This window comes from Nocardia sp. NPDC051929 (assembly GCF_044548645.1).
In the GTDB taxonomy this organism is placed as follows: domain Bacteria; phylum Actinomycetota; class Actinomycetes; order Mycobacteriales; family Mycobacteriaceae; genus Nocardia; species Nocardia sichangensis.
The window spans coordinates 317066-334280 of sequence record NZ_JBIUCG010000003.1 but is presented as its reverse complement, the minus strand read 5'-3'; the positions used below and the strand labels follow the sequence as shown (position 1 = coordinate 334280).

The 17215-nt window shown below is 68.9% G+C and carries 17 protein-coding genes; 11 read left to right on the top strand and 6 right to left on the bottom strand.

Annotation, left to right across the window (positions count from 1 at the left end; translation table 11 throughout):
• The first annotated feature begins 11 nt into the window (after positions 1–11).
• Both ACIHAX_RS05850 and nrdR read left to right on the top strand, forming a co-directional pair.
• Positions 12–1265 carry a hypothetical protein gene (locus ACIHAX_RS05850; RefSeq protein WP_364426043.1) on the top strand — a complete coding sequence of 418 codons (1254 nt, stop codon included), beginning with the start codon at positions 12–14 and terminating at the stop codon, positions 1263–1265.
• Between the two features lie 206 nt (positions 1266–1471).
• Positions 1472–1942 (top strand): transcriptional regulator NrdR, encoded by a 471-nt coding sequence (nrdR, locus tag ACIHAX_RS05845; protein WP_355070293.1) that lies wholly within the window; start codon positions 1472–1474, stop codon positions 1940–1942.
• A gap of 1 nt (position 1943) precedes the next feature.
• Here nrdR and hrpA read toward each other — a convergent pair whose 3' ends face one another.
• Entirely contained in the window at positions 1944–6044 is a 4101-nt protein-coding gene (gene hrpA / locus ACIHAX_RS05840; protein ID WP_397276005.1) for an ATP-dependent RNA helicase HrpA, read from the bottom strand.
• 217 nt (positions 6045–6261) lie between these two features.
• On the opposite strand from hrpA, the gene ACIHAX_RS05835 reads away from it, so the two are divergent.
• Complete coding sequence (locus ACIHAX_RS05835; RefSeq protein ID WP_355070297.1) at positions 6262–7491, top strand: aminotransferase class III-fold pyridoxal phosphate-dependent enzyme; 1230 nt, start codon at positions 6262–6264, stop codon at positions 7489–7491.
• Positions 7492–7493: 2 nt separating this feature from the next.
• Here the strand turns inward: ACIHAX_RS05835 and ACIHAX_RS05830 are convergent, their stop codons facing one another.
• Positions 7494–7997 carry a GNAT family N-acetyltransferase gene (locus ACIHAX_RS05830; RefSeq protein WP_356961540.1) on the bottom strand — a complete coding sequence of 168 codons (504 nt, stop codon included), beginning with the start codon at positions 7995–7997 and terminating at the stop codon, positions 7494–7496.
• Between the two features lie 453 nt (positions 7998–8450).
• On the opposite strand from ACIHAX_RS05830, the gene ACIHAX_RS05825 reads away from it, so the two are divergent.
• The 3 genes from ACIHAX_RS05825 to ACIHAX_RS05815 all read left to right on the top strand — a co-directional run bounded on the left by ACIHAX_RS05825 (position 8451) and on the right by ACIHAX_RS05815 (position 10587).
• Positions 8451–9125 carry a DUF5134 domain-containing protein gene (locus ACIHAX_RS05825; RefSeq protein ID WP_364426037.1) on the top strand — a complete coding sequence of 225 codons (675 nt, stop codon included), beginning with the start codon at positions 8451–8453 and terminating at the stop codon, positions 9123–9125.
• A 63-nt stretch (positions 9126–9188) separates the two neighbouring features.
• Positions 9189–9875 (top strand): ECF RNA polymerase sigma factor SigK, encoded by a 687-nt coding sequence (gene sigK, locus ACIHAX_RS05820; RefSeq protein WP_364426035.1) that lies wholly within the window; start codon positions 9189–9191, stop codon positions 9873–9875.
• On the top strand, positions 9868–10587 hold the full coding sequence (locus tag ACIHAX_RS05815) for an anti-sigma factor (RefSeq protein ID WP_356961544.1): 720 nt from the start codon (positions 9868–9870) through the stop codon (positions 10585–10587). Before sigK ends, ACIHAX_RS05815 begins: the two co-directional genes overlap by 8 nt.
• 6 nt (positions 10588–10593) lie before the next feature.
• Here ACIHAX_RS05815 and ACIHAX_RS05810 read toward each other — a convergent pair whose 3' ends face one another.
• From ACIHAX_RS05810 to ACIHAX_RS05800, 3 genes are all read right to left on the bottom strand, one after another.
• Complete coding sequence (locus tag ACIHAX_RS05810; RefSeq protein ID WP_355070307.1) at positions 10594–11268, bottom strand: PhzF family phenazine biosynthesis protein; 675 nt, start codon at positions 11266–11268, stop codon at positions 10594–10596.
• Between the two features lie 106 nt (positions 11269–11374).
• Positions 11375–11914, bottom strand: a complete 540-nt coding sequence (locus ACIHAX_RS05805; protein WP_355070309.1) for a carboxymuconolactone decarboxylase family protein — start codon at positions 11912–11914, stop codon at positions 11375–11377.
• Positions 11915–12016: 102 nt separating this feature from the next.
• Positions 12017–12604 carry a peroxiredoxin gene (locus ACIHAX_RS05800; protein ID WP_355070311.1) on the bottom strand — a complete coding sequence of 196 codons (588 nt, stop codon included), beginning with the start codon at positions 12602–12604 and terminating at the stop codon, positions 12017–12019.
• Between the two features lie 177 nt (positions 12605–12781).
• On the opposite strand from ACIHAX_RS05800, the gene ACIHAX_RS05795 reads away from it, so the two are divergent.
• The 5 genes from ACIHAX_RS05795 (at position 12782) to ACIHAX_RS05775 (ending at position 15902) form a co-directional block, all read left to right on the top strand.
• Complete coding sequence (locus ACIHAX_RS05795; protein ID WP_364426030.1) at positions 12782–13690, top strand: hydrogen peroxide-inducible genes activator; 909 nt, start codon at positions 12782–12784, stop codon at positions 13688–13690.
• A gap of 54 nt (positions 13691–13744) precedes the next feature.
• On the top strand, positions 13745–14239 hold the full coding sequence (locus ACIHAX_RS05790; protein ID WP_397276000.1) for a gamma-glutamylcyclotransferase family protein: 495 nt from the start codon (positions 13745–13747) through the stop codon (positions 14237–14239).
• A 53-nt stretch (positions 14240–14292) separates the two neighbouring features.
• Positions 14293–14883, top strand: coding sequence for a TetR family transcriptional regulator C-terminal domain-containing protein (locus tag ACIHAX_RS05785; protein WP_364426027.1), 591 nt, complete (start codon positions 14293–14295; stop codon positions 14881–14883).
• A 76-nt stretch (positions 14884–14959) separates the two neighbouring features.
• Positions 14960–15694: an SDR family NAD(P)-dependent oxidoreductase gene (locus tag ACIHAX_RS05780; RefSeq protein ID WP_355070319.1), complete on the top strand. Its 735-nt coding sequence runs from the start codon at positions 14960–14962 to the stop codon at positions 15692–15694.
• 1 nt (position 15695) lies between these two features.
• The gene (locus ACIHAX_RS05775) at positions 15696–15902 is read left to right on the top strand and encodes a 4-oxalocrotonate tautomerase family protein (RefSeq protein WP_355070321.1); all 207 of its coding nucleotides are present in this window, start codon (positions 15696–15698) and stop codon (positions 15900–15902) included.
• A gap of 106 nt (positions 15903–16008) precedes the next feature.
• Here the strand turns inward: ACIHAX_RS05775 and speD are convergent, their stop codons facing one another.
• Positions 16009–17211, bottom strand: coding sequence for an adenosylmethionine decarboxylase (gene speD, locus ACIHAX_RS05770; RefSeq protein ID WP_364426023.1), 1203 nt, complete (start codon positions 17209–17211; stop codon positions 16009–16011).
• Positions 17212–17215 lie beyond the last annotated feature (4 nt).

The window sequence follows — 17215 nt, the reverse complement described above, 5'->3', positions numbered from 1 at the left end:
CTTCTCAGCACATGACACTCCTTACCGCAGGGCGCTCGGTTCGCGTCTTCACCCGCGTTGCCGCCTTGTCCCTTTGTCTGGTCTTCGGGCTCGGCGCGGCAGCCATCGCCAGGGCGGAGCCCGCCTACGCGGCGTATCTCGATCTCCCGTCCGTCAATGGCGACGGTGCGGGGCCGGGTGGACTCGATCCGCTTCTCCCGCTGAGCGAATTCGACCTAGCGGAGGCGTTGCGGCAGGCGCGGGCCGACGGAGTGCCGCCGCGCAGATACGCGACGCTGCTGCACCAGTACTGGCTGGTGGTCGCCACCCGCAACGCCGACATCGACCTGGCGGCTTGGGATCCCGGTCGGGGCCCGCGCGCGAACGAACGCACGTTCAATCAGGTGTACGTCAACTACCTGCGGCTGGCCACCCAGCACCCGGAGTTCTACTGGGCGGGACTCGCCGGAATCGCGGGCGGATCGTTCGCCTCCGGATTCTTCGACATGAGCGACGCGGGTTTCGTCCTGGACCTGCCCGGCATCCATCGGCTCGGCGACACGGTCGCCGATCTCCTGCGCGCCACTCCACCGGAACTGGCGGCTGCGCTGCCGGAGGACATCCGGCTGCTCGCTACCGAGGGTTCTCGGCTGACCGCGGCGGACGTCGCCTGGTACCAGACCCGCCTGATGATCATGCAGAAGCACATCTTCACGGATCTGGTGCCGATGCACGAGGCCTACGTCGCGCTCGGCATACGCGGAATCGACGAGATGTACGCGGCCGGTGTGCTGGACGACGACATCCACGCCGCTTGGCGGTCGATCGCCTCGGGCACCCGGGACGGCTACATCGACGCGCTGGTCCGGATGACCGATCGGGAGCAGAACCACGTCGTGGCCGACCAGTGGGACGAGACATCGGCGGGTCGCGCGCCGATCGGCCGCGTGCTCACCTATGTCAGCACCATCGCGGGCAAACCCGCTGTCCCGGGCGTTCGCGCGCCAGGCGTGTTCGCCCCGACGGTAGTGAGCGCCGAAGTCGGAGGCCGCGGCCTCGCGCTGCGCGTCCCGTTGCCCGGCTTCAACTGGGCCGACCGCGACACCCGATGGAACTACATCACCGGTGACCTGGTGCCCCGCCACATCGATATGGAGACCGATCCCGTGTCGGCCGGCGCCGTCCTCGGCGAGGCGTTCTGGAACAAGCTGGCGCGCGGTCGCCTGGCCGCCCGCTTACCGGAGCTGCTCGCGGACCTGACCGCGCACTGGCAGATCTCCGGCTGACCGAGCAGCGTCCGACAGCCGGGGTGAGTGCGACAAACCGGAAACTCGGACGGGTATCCTCGAAGTGTTATGCAGGTATTCCGCGTGTCGCACGAGGAATACCTGGTGCCGGGGTATAGACCTCTGTACACGGGCTCGCCGGACCGATCGCCGCGATCGGTGCCCGGTCCGGACGCGAGCACGCGCATCGACGAAGGATTTCTCGGATGCATTGCCCGTACTGCCGACACCCCGACTCCCGGGTGGTGGATTCGCGCGAGGCCGACGAAGGCGCGGCCATCCGTCGCCGTCGTGCCTGCCCGCAATGTGGGCGGCGGTTCACCACGGTGGAGACGGCCATTCTGTCGGTGGTCAAGCGTAGCGGCGTCACCGAGCCGTTCAGCCGTGAGAAGGTCATCCGGGGTGTGCGCCGGGCCTGCCAAGGCCGTGAGGTCGACGACGACGCGCTGAACCTGCTCGCTCAGCAGGTGGAAGACGCGGTGCGGGCGAAGGGTTCTCCCGAGGTGCCAAGTCACGAGGTGGGCTTGGCCATTCTCGGCCCGCTGCGGGATCTGGACGAGGTGGCCTACCTGCGCTTCGCCTCGGTCTACCGATCGTTCACCTCGGCCGACGACTTCGAACGCGAGATCAGGGAGATGCGCCGGGCGCGTGCGGAAGCGTTGTCGGCCGCCGACTGACTCAGCGCCGCACAGCGGCGATCGCCTTCTCGATTCGCTTGGCCGACACCGGAAACGGGGTGCCGAGCTTCTGCGCGAACAGGCTGACCCGGAATTCCTCGATCATCCACCAGATTTCGGTGACCGCGGGTGCATGCTTGCGGTTCTCCGGTAGCGACGCGACCAGGCGGTCGTAGGCGGCCAGCGCCCGATCGAGTTCGGCCATGCCCTGCCGATCGCGAACGGCGGAGCCGGGCAGCGCCTCCAGTCGCGTCACCGCGGCTTGGAGATAACGGGGCAGCTCGCGCAGCCTCGTCGCGCCGGTCTCGGAGACGAAGCCGCGGAACACCAGGTTGTCGAGCTGATGACGGACGTCATCGGCGATGTCGCGCTCGCTCGTTCGCTCCAGCGCCGCGGAGACCTGGTGTGCGCCGGCGAGGATCGGCACGACCAGGCGCACGAAACGAGCGATGGTAGCGGTGAAATCGGGCCGAATCCGGACGACGAGCGCGTCGAACTTCGCCGGGTCGTGCACCGGCCCGCCCGCGGCCGCGAGCAATTCGTCGGCGGCGGCCGCGCGGCAGTCCTCGAGCAGCGCCTCCAGCGAGCCGTACGGATTCTGACTCAGGGCGAGGCGGTCCGCGGGCGACAGGCCCGCGGTGGCGGAGCGGACCGACGTCGGCAGTGCGTGCAGCAGCAACTTTCTGGTGCCGAGGCGCATGGCGGCGGCCTGCTCCGCGGGGGAGCTGAGAACCCGGAGCGCCACGCCGTCCCCTTCGGCGACGAGCGCGGGATATCCGGTGACGGTCTGGCCCGCCACCTCGCGCCGCACCGTCGGCGCGATGGTGCCCAGCGATTCGGAGGTCCACACCGTGGCCGGAGGGCGTTCCGCGCCCGCGGTGGCCCGGGCGACCGAGGCGGAGACCTGTTCGGCCAGCTGCGTTTTCAGCGCGACGAGGCTCTTGCCGCGCGCGAGCGTAGCCCCGTCGCCGCCGACGGCCGCGAAGGTCATGCGCAGGTGGTCGGGCAGCGCGGCGGTGTCGAAGTCGGTGGGGGCGATCGGCACCGAACCCAGCCGGGACAGCTCGCGTGCCAGCCCCGCGCGCAGCGGCTCCGCACGCGGGGTGAGCGCCGCCAAGGCGGCGGCCGCGAAATCGGGGGCGGGAACAACGCTGCGCCGCAAGGCCTTCGGCAACGTCTTGATCAGAGCGGCGGCCAGTTCTTCGCGCATGCCCGGCACCAGCCAGTCGAAACCGACGGCGCGAACGTGGGCGAGCTGTTCCACCGGGATCCGCACGGTGACGCCGTCGTCCTCGTTGCCCGGTTCGAACTGGTAGGAGAGCGGGAAACTGAGTTCGCCCTGCCGCCAGGAGTCGGGGAACGCCGCCGGGTCCAGCGCGGCCGCGCCCTCGTTGACCACGGTGGAGGTGGAGAAGTCCAGCTGCGCCGGGTTCTCCCGGCGTGCGGCGCGCCACCAGCTGTCGAAGTGCCGCACCGAGACGATGTCGGCGGGCAGGCGCTTGTCGTAGAACTCGAACAGCACCTCGTCGTCGACCAGGATGTCGCGGCGGCGGGCGCGGTGCTCCAGGTCGGCGACATCGTCCAGCAGCGCGCGATTGCGGTGGAAGAACTCGTGCCGGGTCTGCCACTCGCCCTGCACCAGGGCATGGCGGATGAACAACTCGCGGGACAGCTCCGGGTCGATGCGGCCGTAATCCACGGGCCTGCCGGTGACCAGGGGGATGCCGTACAGCGTCACCCGTTCGTAGGCGCGCGCCGCGCCTCGCTTGGCCGACCAGTGTGGTTCGGAGTAGGTGCGCTTGACGAGGTCGCCCGCCAGCCGCTCGGCCCATTCGGGCTCGATCTTCGCGGCCATCCGCCCCCACAGCCGTGAGGTCTCGACCAGTTCGGCGGCCATCACCCAGCGGGGCGGCTTCTTGGCCAGCGACGAACCGGGGAAGATCATGAACTTGGCGTTGCGGGCGCCGAGGAACTCCCGGGTTTCCGCCTCTCGGACGCCGATGTGCGACAGCATGCCCGCCAGCAGCGCCTGATGGATGGCGGTGGCATCCCAGGGGAGTCCGTCGTCCACGACGGCCGCGGTGGCGGACCTGCCAGGCTCGGAGCCTGCGCGTCCGTCGCCGCCGCGACCCCTGCGTGACCTGTTGCCGGACTTGCGATCCGGTGCCGCCGCTTCGGCTCGGTCCGGTTTCGCACCGTCCTCCGCGTTCTCCGTGCGCGTCGACCAGCCGAGGCCCCTGGTGATCGTGCGCAGCTGCCCGTGGAGATCCTGCCACTCCCGGATCCGCAGGTAGTGCAGGAACTCCTCCCGGCACAGACGGCGGAACTGATTGGACGACAACGACTTGCGCTGTCCGCCGAGGTATTCCCACAGGCGCAGGTAGGCCAGGAAATCGGAGCCGTCGACGGTGAACCGCGCGTGCTTGGTGTCGGCGGCCTGCTGCTGATCGGCGGGCCGCTCGCGGACGTCCTGGATCGACAGCGCCGCGACGATGACCAGCACGTCGGCCAGGCACCCGGTGCGCTGCGCCTCCACCAGCATCCGCGCCATCCGGGGATCGACGGGGAGCTGGGCCATCTCGCGGCCGATCGGCGTCAGCGACAGTGCGGCGTCGTCGCCACTCGCCCTGGCCCCGCCGTCCCGCCGCGCGAGTGCGCCGAGCTCCTCGAGCAGGCCGACGCCGTCGCGGATGGCGCGGCGGTCCGGCGCCTCCACGAACGGGAAGTTCTCGATGTCACCGAGTCCGAGCGCGGTCATCTGCAGGATCACCGCGGCGAGGTTGGTGCGCAGAATCTCCGGATCGGTGAAGGTGGGCCGGGATTCGAAGTCGTCCTCCGAATACAGGCGGATGCAGATGCCGTCGGCGACGCGACCGCAACGCCCGGATCGCTGCCGCGCCGATGCCTGGGACACCGGTTCGATCGGCAGCCGTTGCACTTTGGTCCGCATGGAATAGCGCGAGATCCGCGCGGTGCCCGGGTCGACGACGTACCGGATCCCTGGCACCGTGAGCGAGGTCTCCGCGACGTTCGTCGCGAGCACCACCCGGCGCCCGGTGTGCGGGGCGAACACGCGGTGCTGCTCGGCGGTGGACAGCCGGGCGTACAGCGGAAGGATCTCGGTGCGCGGCAGCTTCAGATCGCGCAGCGCGTCCGCGGTGTCGCGGATCTCGCGTTCGCCGGACAGGAATACCAGCACGTCGCCGTCGCCCGCGGCGAACAGTTCGGTCACCGCGTCACCGATGGCGTCCACCGGGTCTCGGTCGACGATGCGGGTATCTTCGTCGTCTTCGTCCTCGGCGGCGCTCGGCAGCTCCAGCGCGAGCGGCCGGTAGCGGATCTCCACCGGGTACGAGCGCCCGGAGACCTCGACGATCGGTGCCGGCGTGCCATGTTCGTCCGCGAAATGCCGGGCGAACAGCTCGGGATCGATGGTCGCCGAAGTGATGATCACCTTGAGGTCGGGCCTGCGGGGCAGCAGCTGTTTGAGGTAGCCGAGCAGGAAGTCGATGTTGAGACTGCGTTCGTGCGCCTCATCGATGATGATCGTGTCGTAGCGGCGCAGCAGCCGGTCGCGCTGGATCTCCGCGAGCAGGATGCCGTCGGTCATCAACTTGACCAGCGTGTGTTCGGAGGCGTGGTCGGTGAACCGCACCGTGTAGCCGACCACGTCGCCGAGTTCGGTACCCAGCTCCTCGGCGATGCGTTCGGCCACGGTGCGCGCGGCGAGCCTGCGGGGCTGGGTGTGCCCGATGGTGCCGCGGATGCCGCGGCCGAGTTCGAGGCAGATCTTCGGGATCTGGGTGGTCTTGCCGGAGCCGGTCTCGCCCGCGACGATGACCACTTGGTGCTCGGCGATGGCAGCGGCGATGTCCTCGCGGCGGGCGGTGACCGGTAGCTGCTCCGGGTAGCGGATCTCCGGCACCGCGGCGCGCCGCGCTGCGACGCGCAGTTCGGCCGCTGTGATCTCGGTCTCCACCTCGCCCAGGTCGCCGCCGCGCGCTTTGTCGAGCCTGCGCCGCAACCGGTGTTCGTCGCGAAGGGAAAGATTCGCCAGGCGGGTGCGAAGGTCGCGGAGATCGGTGGCGGCTGTCCTGGTCATTGCATCGACCAGCCTAGCGAAATCCGCCAGCGGATTTTTCCACCAGGCGGTGCGTCCGGTAGCCGAGAGTAAGCCGGAGGTGCGCGACCGGCGCGGTGTCTCGCCCGAATATGCGCTGTTCAGCGCCGGTGCGCGCGGTGTATGCGTCCGGTTCGCGGAGCGGTCGCGGTATTCGAAGGTATGGACCGCGGCCGGGGAACCGGTAAAGGTGGAAGACATGAACGCGCTATGGCATGGCTTCGCCGACATGGGCGCCGTCGAGCGGGACGGAGCGTTCGTGGTCGCCCGCGGGGAGGGCGCCTACGTCTTCGACCGGGCGGGCAACCGCTACCTGGACGCCACCGCGGGCCTGTGGTTCGCCAACGTGGGCCACGGGCGCGGCGAGATCGCCGACGCGGTGGCCGCGCAGCTGCGCACGATCGCGCACTACTCCAATTTCGGCGACATCACCGAGCCGGCCACCCAGGAACTCGCCGAGCGGCTCGCCGGGCTCGCGCCGGTTCCCGGCAGCAAGATCTTCTTCACCTCGGGCGGCTCCGACTCCGTCGACACCGCGACCAAGCTCGCCCGCCGCTACTGGCACGAACTAGGGCAGCCGGGCAAGACGATCATGGTCGGGCGGCGGATGGCCTATCACGGCATGCACGTGGGTGGCACCGCGCTCGGTGGCCTCCCGGGAAACCGCGAAGGCTATGGCGAGCTGATGCCCGCGGCGCGCACCGTGGAATGGGACGACGCGAAGGCACTGCTCGCCCTCATCGAGGAAGTCGGCGCCGAGCGGATCGCCGCGTTCTTCTGCGAACCCGTCATCGGCGCGGGCGGTGTGTATCCGCCACCGGCGGGTTACCTCGCCGAGGTGCGCCGGATCTGCCGCGACCACGACATCCTGTTCGTCGCCGACGAGGTGGTCACCGGTTTCGGCCGCATCGGCGGAGCGTGGTTCGCCTCGTCCCGGCTCGCGCTCGAACCCGATCTGATGACCACCGCGAAGGGGCTGACCTCCGGATATCTCCCGATGGGCGCGGTATTCGCCGCCCCGCGCGTGGCGGAGCCGTTCTTCGCGGGCGGCGTCTGGTGGCGGCACGGCTACACCTACGGCGGCCACGCGGGCGCGGCGGCCGCCGCGTTGGCGAATCTCGACATCGTCGAGCGGGAAGACCTGCTCGCGGCCGCTTTGCGCCTGGAATCCAGCCTGCACGATCAGCTGTCGGTGCTCGCCGAACACCCCAGGGTCGCCGAGGTGCGCAGCGGATTCGGCGCCGTCGCGGCCATCCAGCTCACCGATCCCGCCGAAGGGCCGCGACTGGTCAAGACGTTGCGTGCGCACGGCATCTCCGGTCGCGCCGCGGGCCAAGGGGCCATGCAGGTCTCCCCGGCCTTCGTCATGACCGACGACCAGGTCGCCGAGCTCGTCGAGGGATTCACCCGCGCGTTGAACGATGCTTGACGTCAGAGGTCACGGCTCATGAAGACGCTGTGTGGATCAGGGCGGTAGTCACCGAACGGCGGGCAGTGGGCGAAGCCGTGGGCGGCGTAGAGCCGTCGTGCGGGCCGGAAGAAATCATGCGCACCCGTCTCGAGGCTGAGGCGGCGGTAGCCGCGCGCGGTGGCCTCGGCGAGCAGATGACGCAGCAGGGTGGTCGCGATACCGCGGCGTTGGTGCGTCGCGGCGGTGCGCATGGATTTGATCTCGGCGTGGTCGTCGTCGAGGCGCTTCACCGCGGCGCATCCGGCGAGGGCCGCACCGTCCCATGCGGTCCAGAACGTGACGTCCGGATGACGCAGCGCCGCCAGGTCCAGCGCGTGCATGCTCTCCGCGGGCGAGTGCGCGGCCATCTCGGCAAGGTGCTCGGTGAGCAGTGCCGCGACCTCCGGGCCGGTGAGGTCGTCGACGACGATGCGCAGACCGTCGCGCTCGATCTCGGTGACGTGTTTGCCGGCCTGGTGGGACATGACTCCATCATGGCGGGTCGCTCGGTTCCATCCGCATCCCGCCACTGACTCGGCATCTCGCCGAGGCCGCACCCGAGCGTTCCCCGGGCGGCCTCGAATCGAAGAGCGCCGCGCGGAGCCGACTTCCGCGACACGGCGGAGCACGCTGCGAAGTCGTCGCCGGGACGGCAGGCCGTGCTCAGAACTGTCCGACAGCAGCCTTCAACAGCATCGAAGTAGCACGCTGTCAGCGCTGTCTTCAGGGTAGATCGAAACCACTGTCGTTCAACCGAATCCGCGATGCGGCGCGCACCTCGGAACTCGGCCATGAGGGCAGGCGATCGAACTGCTGAGGTATGGCTTCCCTCTGCGTCCTACATGATGTGCGCGATTTGAAAATGACACCTCGAACGCTCCGGGATGCGAGCATGGAAGGGCGACGACCGTGGTCGCCGTGCTGAGAGGTGGTGGGGTGTGGCGCAGTTCGTGCAGGAGTATGCCGTATTGCGGTGGATGATGGTGGCGGCGTTCGTGATCGCCGCGGGGATCGTGCTGTCGCGGGTGGCGGCGGCCGCGACGTCGTCGACCGGGTCCGTCGCGCAGACGCGGCCACCGTCGGACACCTCGGCCGGGCACTCCGAATCCGATGCGGCCCACCTGGTGATGTGCCTGGTGATGCTCGGCATGCTGGTGTTTCCCTCGGGCGCGAGCCCGCATGCGGTGCGCGGCGTACTGACGGCGATGGCCGTGGTGTTCGCCGGGTTGCTGACGATCCGTGCCGTGGAGCACGCCACCCAGGGGCGGCCATTGCCGATCGACCGGCTGGTACCGCTCGGCTACCACATCGTCGCCGCCGCGGCGATGCTCTACGCGATGTCCGGCCATACGGGTTCCGGCCATGCGGGCGGTCCGTCCACCGGACCGGCGCTCGTTCTCGCCGTCCTGTTCCTGCTCGACGCGCTTCTGGTGACCTTCACCGCCTGTACCGGCCGGACCCGGGCGCACGTGCCGGGGCCGCTGGGGCTGCTGGTGCGTTCCAGCGGCTGCGTCGCCGCCCTCACCGGTCCCGCGAAACCGTGGGCGGCGGTGCCGCATGTGGTGATGGACGCGGGCACCGCATACATGCTCGCGGCCGTGATCATTCGGTGACCGTGACCAATCCGGTTTCCCGCGCATACCGAACCCCTGTGCATGCAGGCACGGGATTCGGCCATGAGCAACGAACACGGTTCTGCTTCACCCCATCGCTCCGGCGGTCCGGCACGTGCGCGCGAGGAAACCGATGCCCCGGCGCTCGCGTGCCCGCTGCCCACCGGCTACGACCGAGCAGGGGCGACCCGCGCGAGCCGTGAGCTCGCGGCGCTACTCGCCGCCGCAGGCGCGGGCGATCGCGGCGCGTTCACCGAGTTCTATCAGCTGACCAGTCCGCGGGTGTTCGGGCTCGCGGTGCGAGTGCTGCGCAGTCATGCCGCCGCGGAGGAGGTGACCCAGGAGGTCTACCTCCAGGTCTGGTCGATGGCCCATCGCTACGATGCCACGCTGGCCAGTCCGGTCGGCTGGCTCATGATGCTCGCCCATCGCAGGGCGGTGGACCGGGTTCGCGCGGAGAGTTCGGCCACCAGCCGGGACCTCGTCTACGCGCACGAGCAGCTCGGGCGCGCCCACGATGTCGTCGCCGAATCGGTCACCCAGCGCATCGAGGAGCAACAGGTGGCAGGCTGCCTGGAGAGGTTGACCCCCACGCAGCGCGAAGCGATCGTGTTGGCCTACTACGGCGGGTGGACCTACCGGGAGGTCGCCGATCGTCTCTCGGTGCCGCTGCCCACGATCAAGACCCGCATCCGCGACGGGCTGAAACGATTGGAGCAATGTTTGTCCGGGGAAGGCAGCGATGGTTGACACCTCGCCGCGCTCGGAGGCGGACCTCATCGACCTCGCCTACCCCTGCGCGCTGGACGCGGTCGCCGATATCGAACGCAGGCACATCGATGCCCGTCTGGCGGCCGCGGACCCGGAAGTACGCCAGGCGTTCTCCGACACCGTGTGGCAGGTGCGTGACGTCATGGGGCGGCTGGCCGTGCTCGGTGAGCTCGCGCCGCCGCCGGAGCTGGAACGCCGCATCCTGGCCGCGCTGCCCGACGAGCGCGCCGAGCGGTCGAGCACGCGGATCGCGTCGTGGCGGCGCTCGCTGCGCTGGGTGGCCCCGATCGCGGCCGTCTTGTGCCTGGTGATCGGCGGCAGTGTGGTGACCGCGCAGCTCCTCGGCTCCCACTCGGACCCGGCCGCCGCCGATCGGGTGCACATGCGGACGGTGAACGGATCGTTCGCCGGGGGTGGGCTGCTCGTCGTCGACGCCTCACCCGAACTCGGACGCGCGGTCGTCGTCTTCGATCGGGTCGCTCCGCCGCCGCTGGGCCGGGTGTATCAGGTGTGGCTGGTCGGTTCCGACGGGCAACCCCGCTCGGCGGGATTGCTGAGCGACGTGCCGTCGACCGAGCGGCCGTTCGTCACCGGTTTCCGGTCCGGCGAAGTGCTGGCGGTGAGCGTCGAACCGGACGGCGGTTCGGACGCACCGAGCGGCGATCCGATCGTGGGCGTGACCCTGCCCTGAGCGGCGTCAGATCTCCACCGGCTGGTCCGCGGCGACTCGGCCGCCCAGATGCACCCAGCCGTCGGAGTCCCACCGGGTGAACAATTGCGAGCCTTTGCCCTGGGTGATGACCAGTCCCTTGCGCAGCAGCGCCGTCAACGCCACGGCCGCGGCTCCGGTCGCCTCGTCCTCGGTGATGCCCATGGTCGGCGCGAACATGCGCGATCGCAGGGCGGCGCGATGCTCGTCGGTCCACGCCCACAGGTAGTGCGGACCGCCGGGAAACTCCTCCGGCCGCAAGGTGGCCAGCTCCTCGGCGTCGTCCAGTTGATGGAAGGTGAACGCGGGCGCCCACTCGCCGCGAGCGGTGATCCAAGTCAATCCCTCGGTGAGTTCCACGGCCACCGGGCCCGCGGGGACGTCCAGTGTCCGCACCGCAAGGCCCTGCGACGCGAACCACCACGCCGTCCCCACCGAGGGGTGCCCGGCGAACGGAAGTTCCATAGTGGGGGTGTAGATCCGCACCGCGGCGGTGCCGTCCACCGGCTCCTCGACGACCACGGTCTCGCTGTATCCGGCCTTGGCGGCCAGCGCCTGCCGATCGGCCGCGGCCACGTCGGCCGCCCGTGCGATACCCAACTCGTTGCCGAAGCGTCCGGCGGCGTCGGTGAACACTCGCACCACATCGACCTGTGTGCTCATGCTCGCCGAGCCTACTCGGATGCCGCGGGCGCGAGCTGTCACGCAGACCACAATGGAACGCGAAAGAGGCCCCCGTCGCAGGACAGGGGCCGCTTTCCCAGCGAAATCAGATCGCGGCCGCGGTGAGGGCCTCGGTCGACTGCACCGCCTGGCCGACTCCGGCCACGATCGCGGCGGCGCGCAGCGATTCGAAGATCACTTCGCGGGATACGCCCGCTTCGCGCAACGTGTGCTCGTGCGCCTCGAGGCAGTGCGCGCAACCGTTGATCGAGGAGACCGCGAACGACCACAGCTCGAAGTCGGCCTTGTCGACGCCCGGCGTGCCGATGATCTGCATGCGCAGCCCGGCCCGCAAGTCGTCGTAGCGACCGCCGAGGAACGCCTTGCCCCGGTAGAACACGTTGTTCATGCCCATGATCGAGGCGGCGCCGAGCGCGGCGTTGTACGCCTCCGCCGACAGCGCGTCGGCGGCTTCCTCGGCGATCTCGCGCAGCGTGGTCGTCGACCGGGTGGCGGCCGCCGACGCGAGCAGGGTGCCCCACAACTGCTGTTCGTTCAGCACCGTGGTGCGCGCGATGGATGACAGATTGAGCTTGAGGTCCTTGGCGTACTCGGGAAGGGAGTTCTTCAGGTTCTCAATGCTCATGCGGCGATTCCTCTACTCGAAGCGATCCCGTGCGGGGACCAGGTCGGTTCTCGATGGTGTGGGGTTGGGACGTACCAGGAAGTCCGGATGCGACTGCGGTTTTCAGACGCTGGCGGACAGGAGTTCGCCCGCGTTGATGGTGGGGTCGCCCTTCTTCCAGTTGCAGGCGCACAGCTCGTCGGACTGCAGGGCGTCGAGCACGCGCAGCACCTCGTCGACGTTGCGGCCGACCGAACCCGCGGTCACGGAGACGAACTGGACCTCGTTGTTCGGGTCGACGATGAAGGTGGCGCGGTCGGCGACGCCGTCGGCGTTGAGCACACCGGTGGCCGCGGCCAGTTCCCGCTTGAGGTCCGAAAGCATGGGGAAGGGGAGGGTCTTGAGGTCCTCGTGCTGAGCGCGCCACTGGAAGTGCACGAACTCGTTGTCCACCGACGCGCCGAGCACCACGGCGTCCCGGTCCTCGAATTCGTCGTTGAGCTTGCCGAACGCGGCGATCTCCGTCGGGCACACGAAGGTGAAGTCCTTCGGCCAGAAGAAGACGATCCGCCACTTGCCCGCGTGGTCGTCGCTGGTGATCCGGGTGAAGTAGTCGTCGGGCTGCTGAGCGTCGACCTTCGACAGGTCACCGCCGATGACCGCGGTGAGGTTGTATGCCGGGAATTGGTCGCCGATGGTCAGCAGGGCCATGCTCGTCTCCTCGTCATTTGATTGCCAACTGTGTTCTGCGGTATTGCCGAACCGTTGCCGTGAAAGTCGGCCACCGACTCGAATTCAGCACTCACACCGCGGGTGAAAAGCTCATGGGCGATCTTGCCCAAGGGGCGGTAAAAGGTAAAGGTGATCAGTCGCACTACACTGATAGGGGTGACTGATCAGACTTATCAGCCCACCCTGTCACAGCTGCGTGCGTTCGCGGCGATCGCGGAATACCGCCATTTCGGCACCGCGGCTGCCCGTCTCGGTGTGAGTCAGCCCACGCTATCGCAGGCGCTCGCCGCCCTGGAACACGGGCTCGGGCTCCAGCTGATCGAACGCAGCACCCGGCGCGTGCTGGTGACCGCCGCCGGGATGCGGTTGCTGCCAAAGGCGATGGCGACGCTGGAGGCCGCGGACCGTTTCGTCGCGTCGGCCACCGGTGACGGGCTCGGCGGCACGCTGCGGATGGGCATCATCCCGACGGTCGCCCCCTATGTGCTGCCCGGGTTGCTGCCGGAATTGCGCAAGCGGCTGCCCGAACTGCGCCCGCAGATCATCGAGGACCAGACCGCCCGGCTGCTGGACGGGCTGCGCACCGGCGTGCTGGACGTCGCGCTGCTGGCGGTCCCCACCGAGATGCCGGGCCTGGTCGAGATTCCGCTGTACTCCGAGGAATTCGTGCTGGTCACGCCGCGCGGCCACGAACTGGCCGGGCGTGGCGACCTGGCGGCGTCGGTGCTGGACGCCCAGCCGCTGCTGCTGCTGGACGAGGGGCACTGCCTGCGCGATCAGACCTTGGAGGCGTGCCGCTCGGCCGATGTGCATCCCGCCGCCGTCGGCGACACCAGGGCCGCGTCCCTGTCCACCGTGGTCCAGTGCGTGGCGGGCGGGCTCGGTGTCACGCTGATCCCGCAGATGGCGGTCGCGGCGGAGACCGCCCGCGGCACGTTGGACGTGGCGCACTTCTCCGCTCCCGCACCCGGCCGCACCATCGGCCTGGTTTTTCGCACGTCCAGCGCCCGCGCCGACGATTACGAATACCTGGCCGCCATCATCCGTGCTCAGCGGCCGATGTAGCTGCGTCGAACGCGCCGGCCGGGCACAGTGGAGGCCGGTGAGAGGAGAGGCGAGTTGGCATCGGCGGCGCTGGGAGAGGGGCGGCTCGGCCGCCTGTCCGGATCGAACCATGCGTTGTTCGTCTACGGCACCCTGCAGTTCCCCGAGGTGTTGACGACGCTGCTCGGGCGAGTGCCATCGCTCGAACCGGCCGAGCTGGCCGGGTGGCGCGCCGCCGCGCTGCCGCGGCGGTTGTATCCGGGACTGGTCGCCGCGGCGCACGGGCGCGCCCGCGGCGCCCTGCTGACCGGTCTCAGCGCGACGGAGTGGAAGATTCTCGACGCGTTCGAGGATGACGAGTACGACCTGCGCCAAGTGCGCCTCGAGGGCCGGAACGCTCCGGTGTGGACCTACGTCTGGACGGTGGCGGCGGACTCGGCGGACTGGGAACGGGACCGGTTCGCCGCCGAGCATCTCGCGCGTTTCGCCGTCCGGTCCGCGCGGTGGCGGCAGGACCCCGCGAGCTTCTCGGACTCGGCCGGACCCGGCTGGTCGGATCCCTCGGCGTGAGGCCATATGTGCGGCTGTTGCAATTCCAAGACGACCGGTCGTATATTCACCGCATGGCACGACCGCGACGCAGCCAGGACACCCGGCGTCTTCTCGTCGAAGAGGGCGCCGCGGGGTTTCTGACCAACGGCTACCACGGCACGGGTATCAAACAGATCCTGGACAAGGTCGGTGTGCCGAAGGGCTCGTTCTACAACTACTTCGACAGCAAGGAGAGCTTCGGTCGCGCGATCATCGAGCACCATTCGGTCTGCGTACAGCGCAATCTGACCGAGGCGTTCGGCGCGGAGCCGGACCCGGTGAGCGGCTTGCGGGCGTTCTTCGGACGGCTGATGGACGATTTCGTCGCGGCGGATTTCACCGGCGGGTGCCTCATCGCGAATCTCGGGGGCGAGCTGGAAGGCAGTGAGCTGTTGCGGGAATCGTTGTCGGTGGCTTGGCGCGCATGGCGCGATCGCGTCGCCGAGCAACTCCTGCAGGCGCAGCGCCTCGGCATGATCCGCGCCGACATCGAGGCGGTCGAACTGGCCGATCTCCTGCTCGAATCCTGGGAAGGGGCGGTCATCAGGATGAAGATGGAGCGCACCCTCGCGCCGCTGCACAAGTGCCTCGATCGCCTGCTGGGCGATTACTTCCTGCCCTGATTCCAGGGGCAGCACCTGTCCGGCGTCTTCGTCTACCCGTTCCAAGACGACCGGTCGTATATAAGAAAGGATCACCATGGTGAAGACCGTCATCGTGACCGGTTCCTCGAGCGGAATCGGTCGCGATATCGCACGGGCGTTCGTGGAACGCGGCGACAACGTCGTGCTCAACGGCCGAGACGAGGAAAAGCTGACCCGGGTGGCTGCTGAACTCGGTGCGCCGGAGCGTGTGGCTACGGTGCCGGGCGATATCGGCGCCGCCACGACCGCGGCGACCCTGGTGCGCGTCGCGGTGGAGCGATTCGGTGGCGTGGACGTGCTGGTCAACAACGCGGGCATCTTCGGAGCCAAGCCGTTTGTCGAGGTGACCGAGCAAGACCTGGACGTCTATCTGAACGGCAACCTCAAAGGCACCTACTTCACGACGCAGGCCGTGGTGCGGCAGTTCCTGACGCAAGCCAGGGGCGGCAGCATCGTGAACATCGGCACCGTGCTGATCGATCACGCCCTCGCCGGGTTGCCCGCCACCGCGGCTTTGGTCAGCAAGGGCGGCATACACGCGTTGACCACCAGCCTCGCCGCCGAACTCGCCGCCGAGGGCATCCGGGTCAACGCTGTCGCCCCCGGCATCATTCGCACACCGCTGTTCGGCGACGGCGACGAGCCTGCTTCGGGCAGACTCGCGCTGTTGAACCGCATCGGCGAAGTCGCCGAAACGACGGCCGCGGTCTTGTATCTCGCCGACGCGGCCTTCACCACCGGACACATCCTCCCCGTCGACGGCGGGTTCATCTCTGGAAGGGCGGCCTGAAATGCCTTATGTGAACATCAAAGTCACCGACGAAGGCGTGACCCGCGAGCAGAAGGCGCGGCTGATCAAGGGCGTCACCGATCTGCTGCAGGACGTGCTCGGCAAATCGCCCGCGAGCACGTACGTCGTGATCGACGAGGTCGCGCTGTCGAACTGGGGCGTCGGCGGCGTCGACGTCGAGCAGTGGCGCGCGCAGCAGCGCTCCTGAACCAACCGGGACCAGCCGCCCGTCGACCCGGCGCGGCTCTGATCGGACACGAAACGCCGAATGCGCCGGTTCCGGATCCGGAACCGGCGCATTCGGGCGCCGTTGCCTAGACCCGCAGGGCGTGCGGTTCGATCGCGCCGCGCTCCAGCGCCCTGGCGTCGATGGTCTCGGGCTGGTAGGGCAGCTGCGCCAGGCGATCGGTCATCCCGCCGACCGGGTCGTCGATCTCCTCGACCAGGCCGAACAGGAACGACCACTCGTGTTCGTCGCTGCCGTAGTGCACCACGGTGCCGAACTGCTCGTGGAAACGCTGCCAGGACCGCTTCAGGGTCTCGTTGCGCCACATCGTCGCGCAGCCCGCCTGGGCGCACAGCACACCGCCGGGCGCGAGCAGCGCACGACATCGGGACAGGAACTCCGCCTCGTAGAGGCGGTTGTGCTGCGCGTCCTCGACGCGCTCGTCCGGCAGGTCGATCACGATGACGTCGTACCGGGTGCCCGCCCGCTCGGCCTCGGCCAGGAAATCCCAGCCGTCGGCGTAATGGACCTTGATCGGCCCCTCACCCTTGACCGCGGCGGCCAGTTCATCCCTTGTGTAGCCGTAGGGCAGGTGCTCGGCGCACAGCTCGACCTCGAGCTGGTCGATGTCGACGTGGTCGACCAGAGTGGCGCCCGCGGCGACCGACATCTGGCTGGCGACGCCTTCCCCGGAGCCGATGATCAACACCTTGTCCAGCTTCTCGGCCAGCACGAAGGCGGGGACCATCATCGCCTCGTGGTAGGTGACCTGGGAGAACTCGGTGGACTGGCGGTCGTCGTCGGAGAACAGGCTGATGCCCTGCTCGGTCCGCGCGATGATCATGTGCTGGAACGGGGTGTGGGTGTCGACGATCACGTCGTGCAGGTCCCAGATGCGGGTCAGGCCCGCGCCCACCGGCTCCTCGATCCGCTGACTGCCGTGTCCCCTGCGGATGACCTGCATCCGAACGTCCTTGGGCGCCAACGCGTCCCGCAGTAGCTCGACCGCCTTCGACGCGCCAGCGCCGATGCTGCCGCAAGTGAAGACGTCGACGAAGATGTCGCCGGACTCCGGATAGGTGTGAATCGAGGCGTGGGACTCCGACAACAGCGCGAGGACGGTCACCCCCTGCGGTTCGAACTTCTTGTGTACGACATCGCAGATGGTGACGCCCGCCGCGATCAGAGACTCACGCAACGCCGATTCGAGTCGTTCGAGATCGTCGCAGAGGGCTGCGTCGACACCACCGAACTCGGCCAGCACATGCCAACCGGTGAATTCCGCCGTCATGGGC

Bases quoted from the DNA above. Each gene is read 5' to 3' on its own strand.
- ACIHAX_RS05800 (WP_355070311.1), bottom strand. From the start codon at position 12,604: ATGGCCCTGCTGACCATCGGCGACCAATTCCCGGCATACAACCTCACC.
- ACIHAX_RS05850 (WP_364426043.1), top strand. From the start codon at position 12: ATGACACTCCTTACCGCAGGGCGCTCGGTTCGCGTCTTCACCCGCGTT.
- ACIHAX_RS05835 (WP_355070297.1), top strand. From the start codon at position 6,262: ATGAACGCGCTATGGCATGGCTTCGCCGACATGGGCGCCGTCGAGCGG.
- ACIHAX_RS05815 (WP_356961544.1), top strand. From the start codon at position 9,868: ATGGTTGACACCTCGCCGCGCTCGGAGGCGGACCTCATCGACCTCGCC.
- ACIHAX_RS05805 (WP_355070309.1), bottom strand. From the start codon at position 11,914: ATGAGCATTGAGAACCTGAAGAACTCCCTTCCCGAGTACGCCAAGGAC.
- ACIHAX_RS05775 (WP_355070321.1), top strand. From the start codon at position 15,696: ATGCCTTATGTGAACATCAAAGTCACCGACGAAGGCGTGACCCGCGAG.
- sigK (WP_364426035.1), top strand. From the start codon at position 9,189: ATGAGCAACGAACACGGTTCTGCTTCACCCCATCGCTCCGGCGGTCCG.
- speD (WP_364426023.1), bottom strand. From the start codon at position 17,211: ATGACGGCGGAATTCACCGGTTGGCATGTGCTGGCCGAGTTCGGTGGT.
- ACIHAX_RS05810 (WP_355070307.1), bottom strand. From the start codon at position 11,268: ATGAGCACACAGGTCGATGTGGTGCGAGTGTTCACCGACGCCGCCGGA.
- ACIHAX_RS05785 (WP_364426027.1), top strand. From the start codon at position 14,293: ATGGCACGACCGCGACGCAGCCAGGACACCCGGCGTCTTCTCGTCGAA.
- ACIHAX_RS05830 (WP_356961540.1), bottom strand. From the start codon at position 7,997: ATGTCCCACCAGGCCGGCAAACACGTCACCGAGATCGAGCGCGACGGT.
- nrdR (WP_355070293.1), top strand. From the start codon at position 1,472: ATGCATTGCCCGTACTGCCGACACCCCGACTCCCGGGTGGTGGATTCG.
- ACIHAX_RS05780 (WP_355070319.1), top strand. From the start codon at position 14,960: ATGGTGAAGACCGTCATCGTGACCGGTTCCTCGAGCGGAATCGGTCGC.
- hrpA (WP_397276005.1), bottom strand. From the start codon at position 6,044: ATGACCAGGACAGCCGCCACCGATCTCCGCGACCTTCGCACCCGCCTG.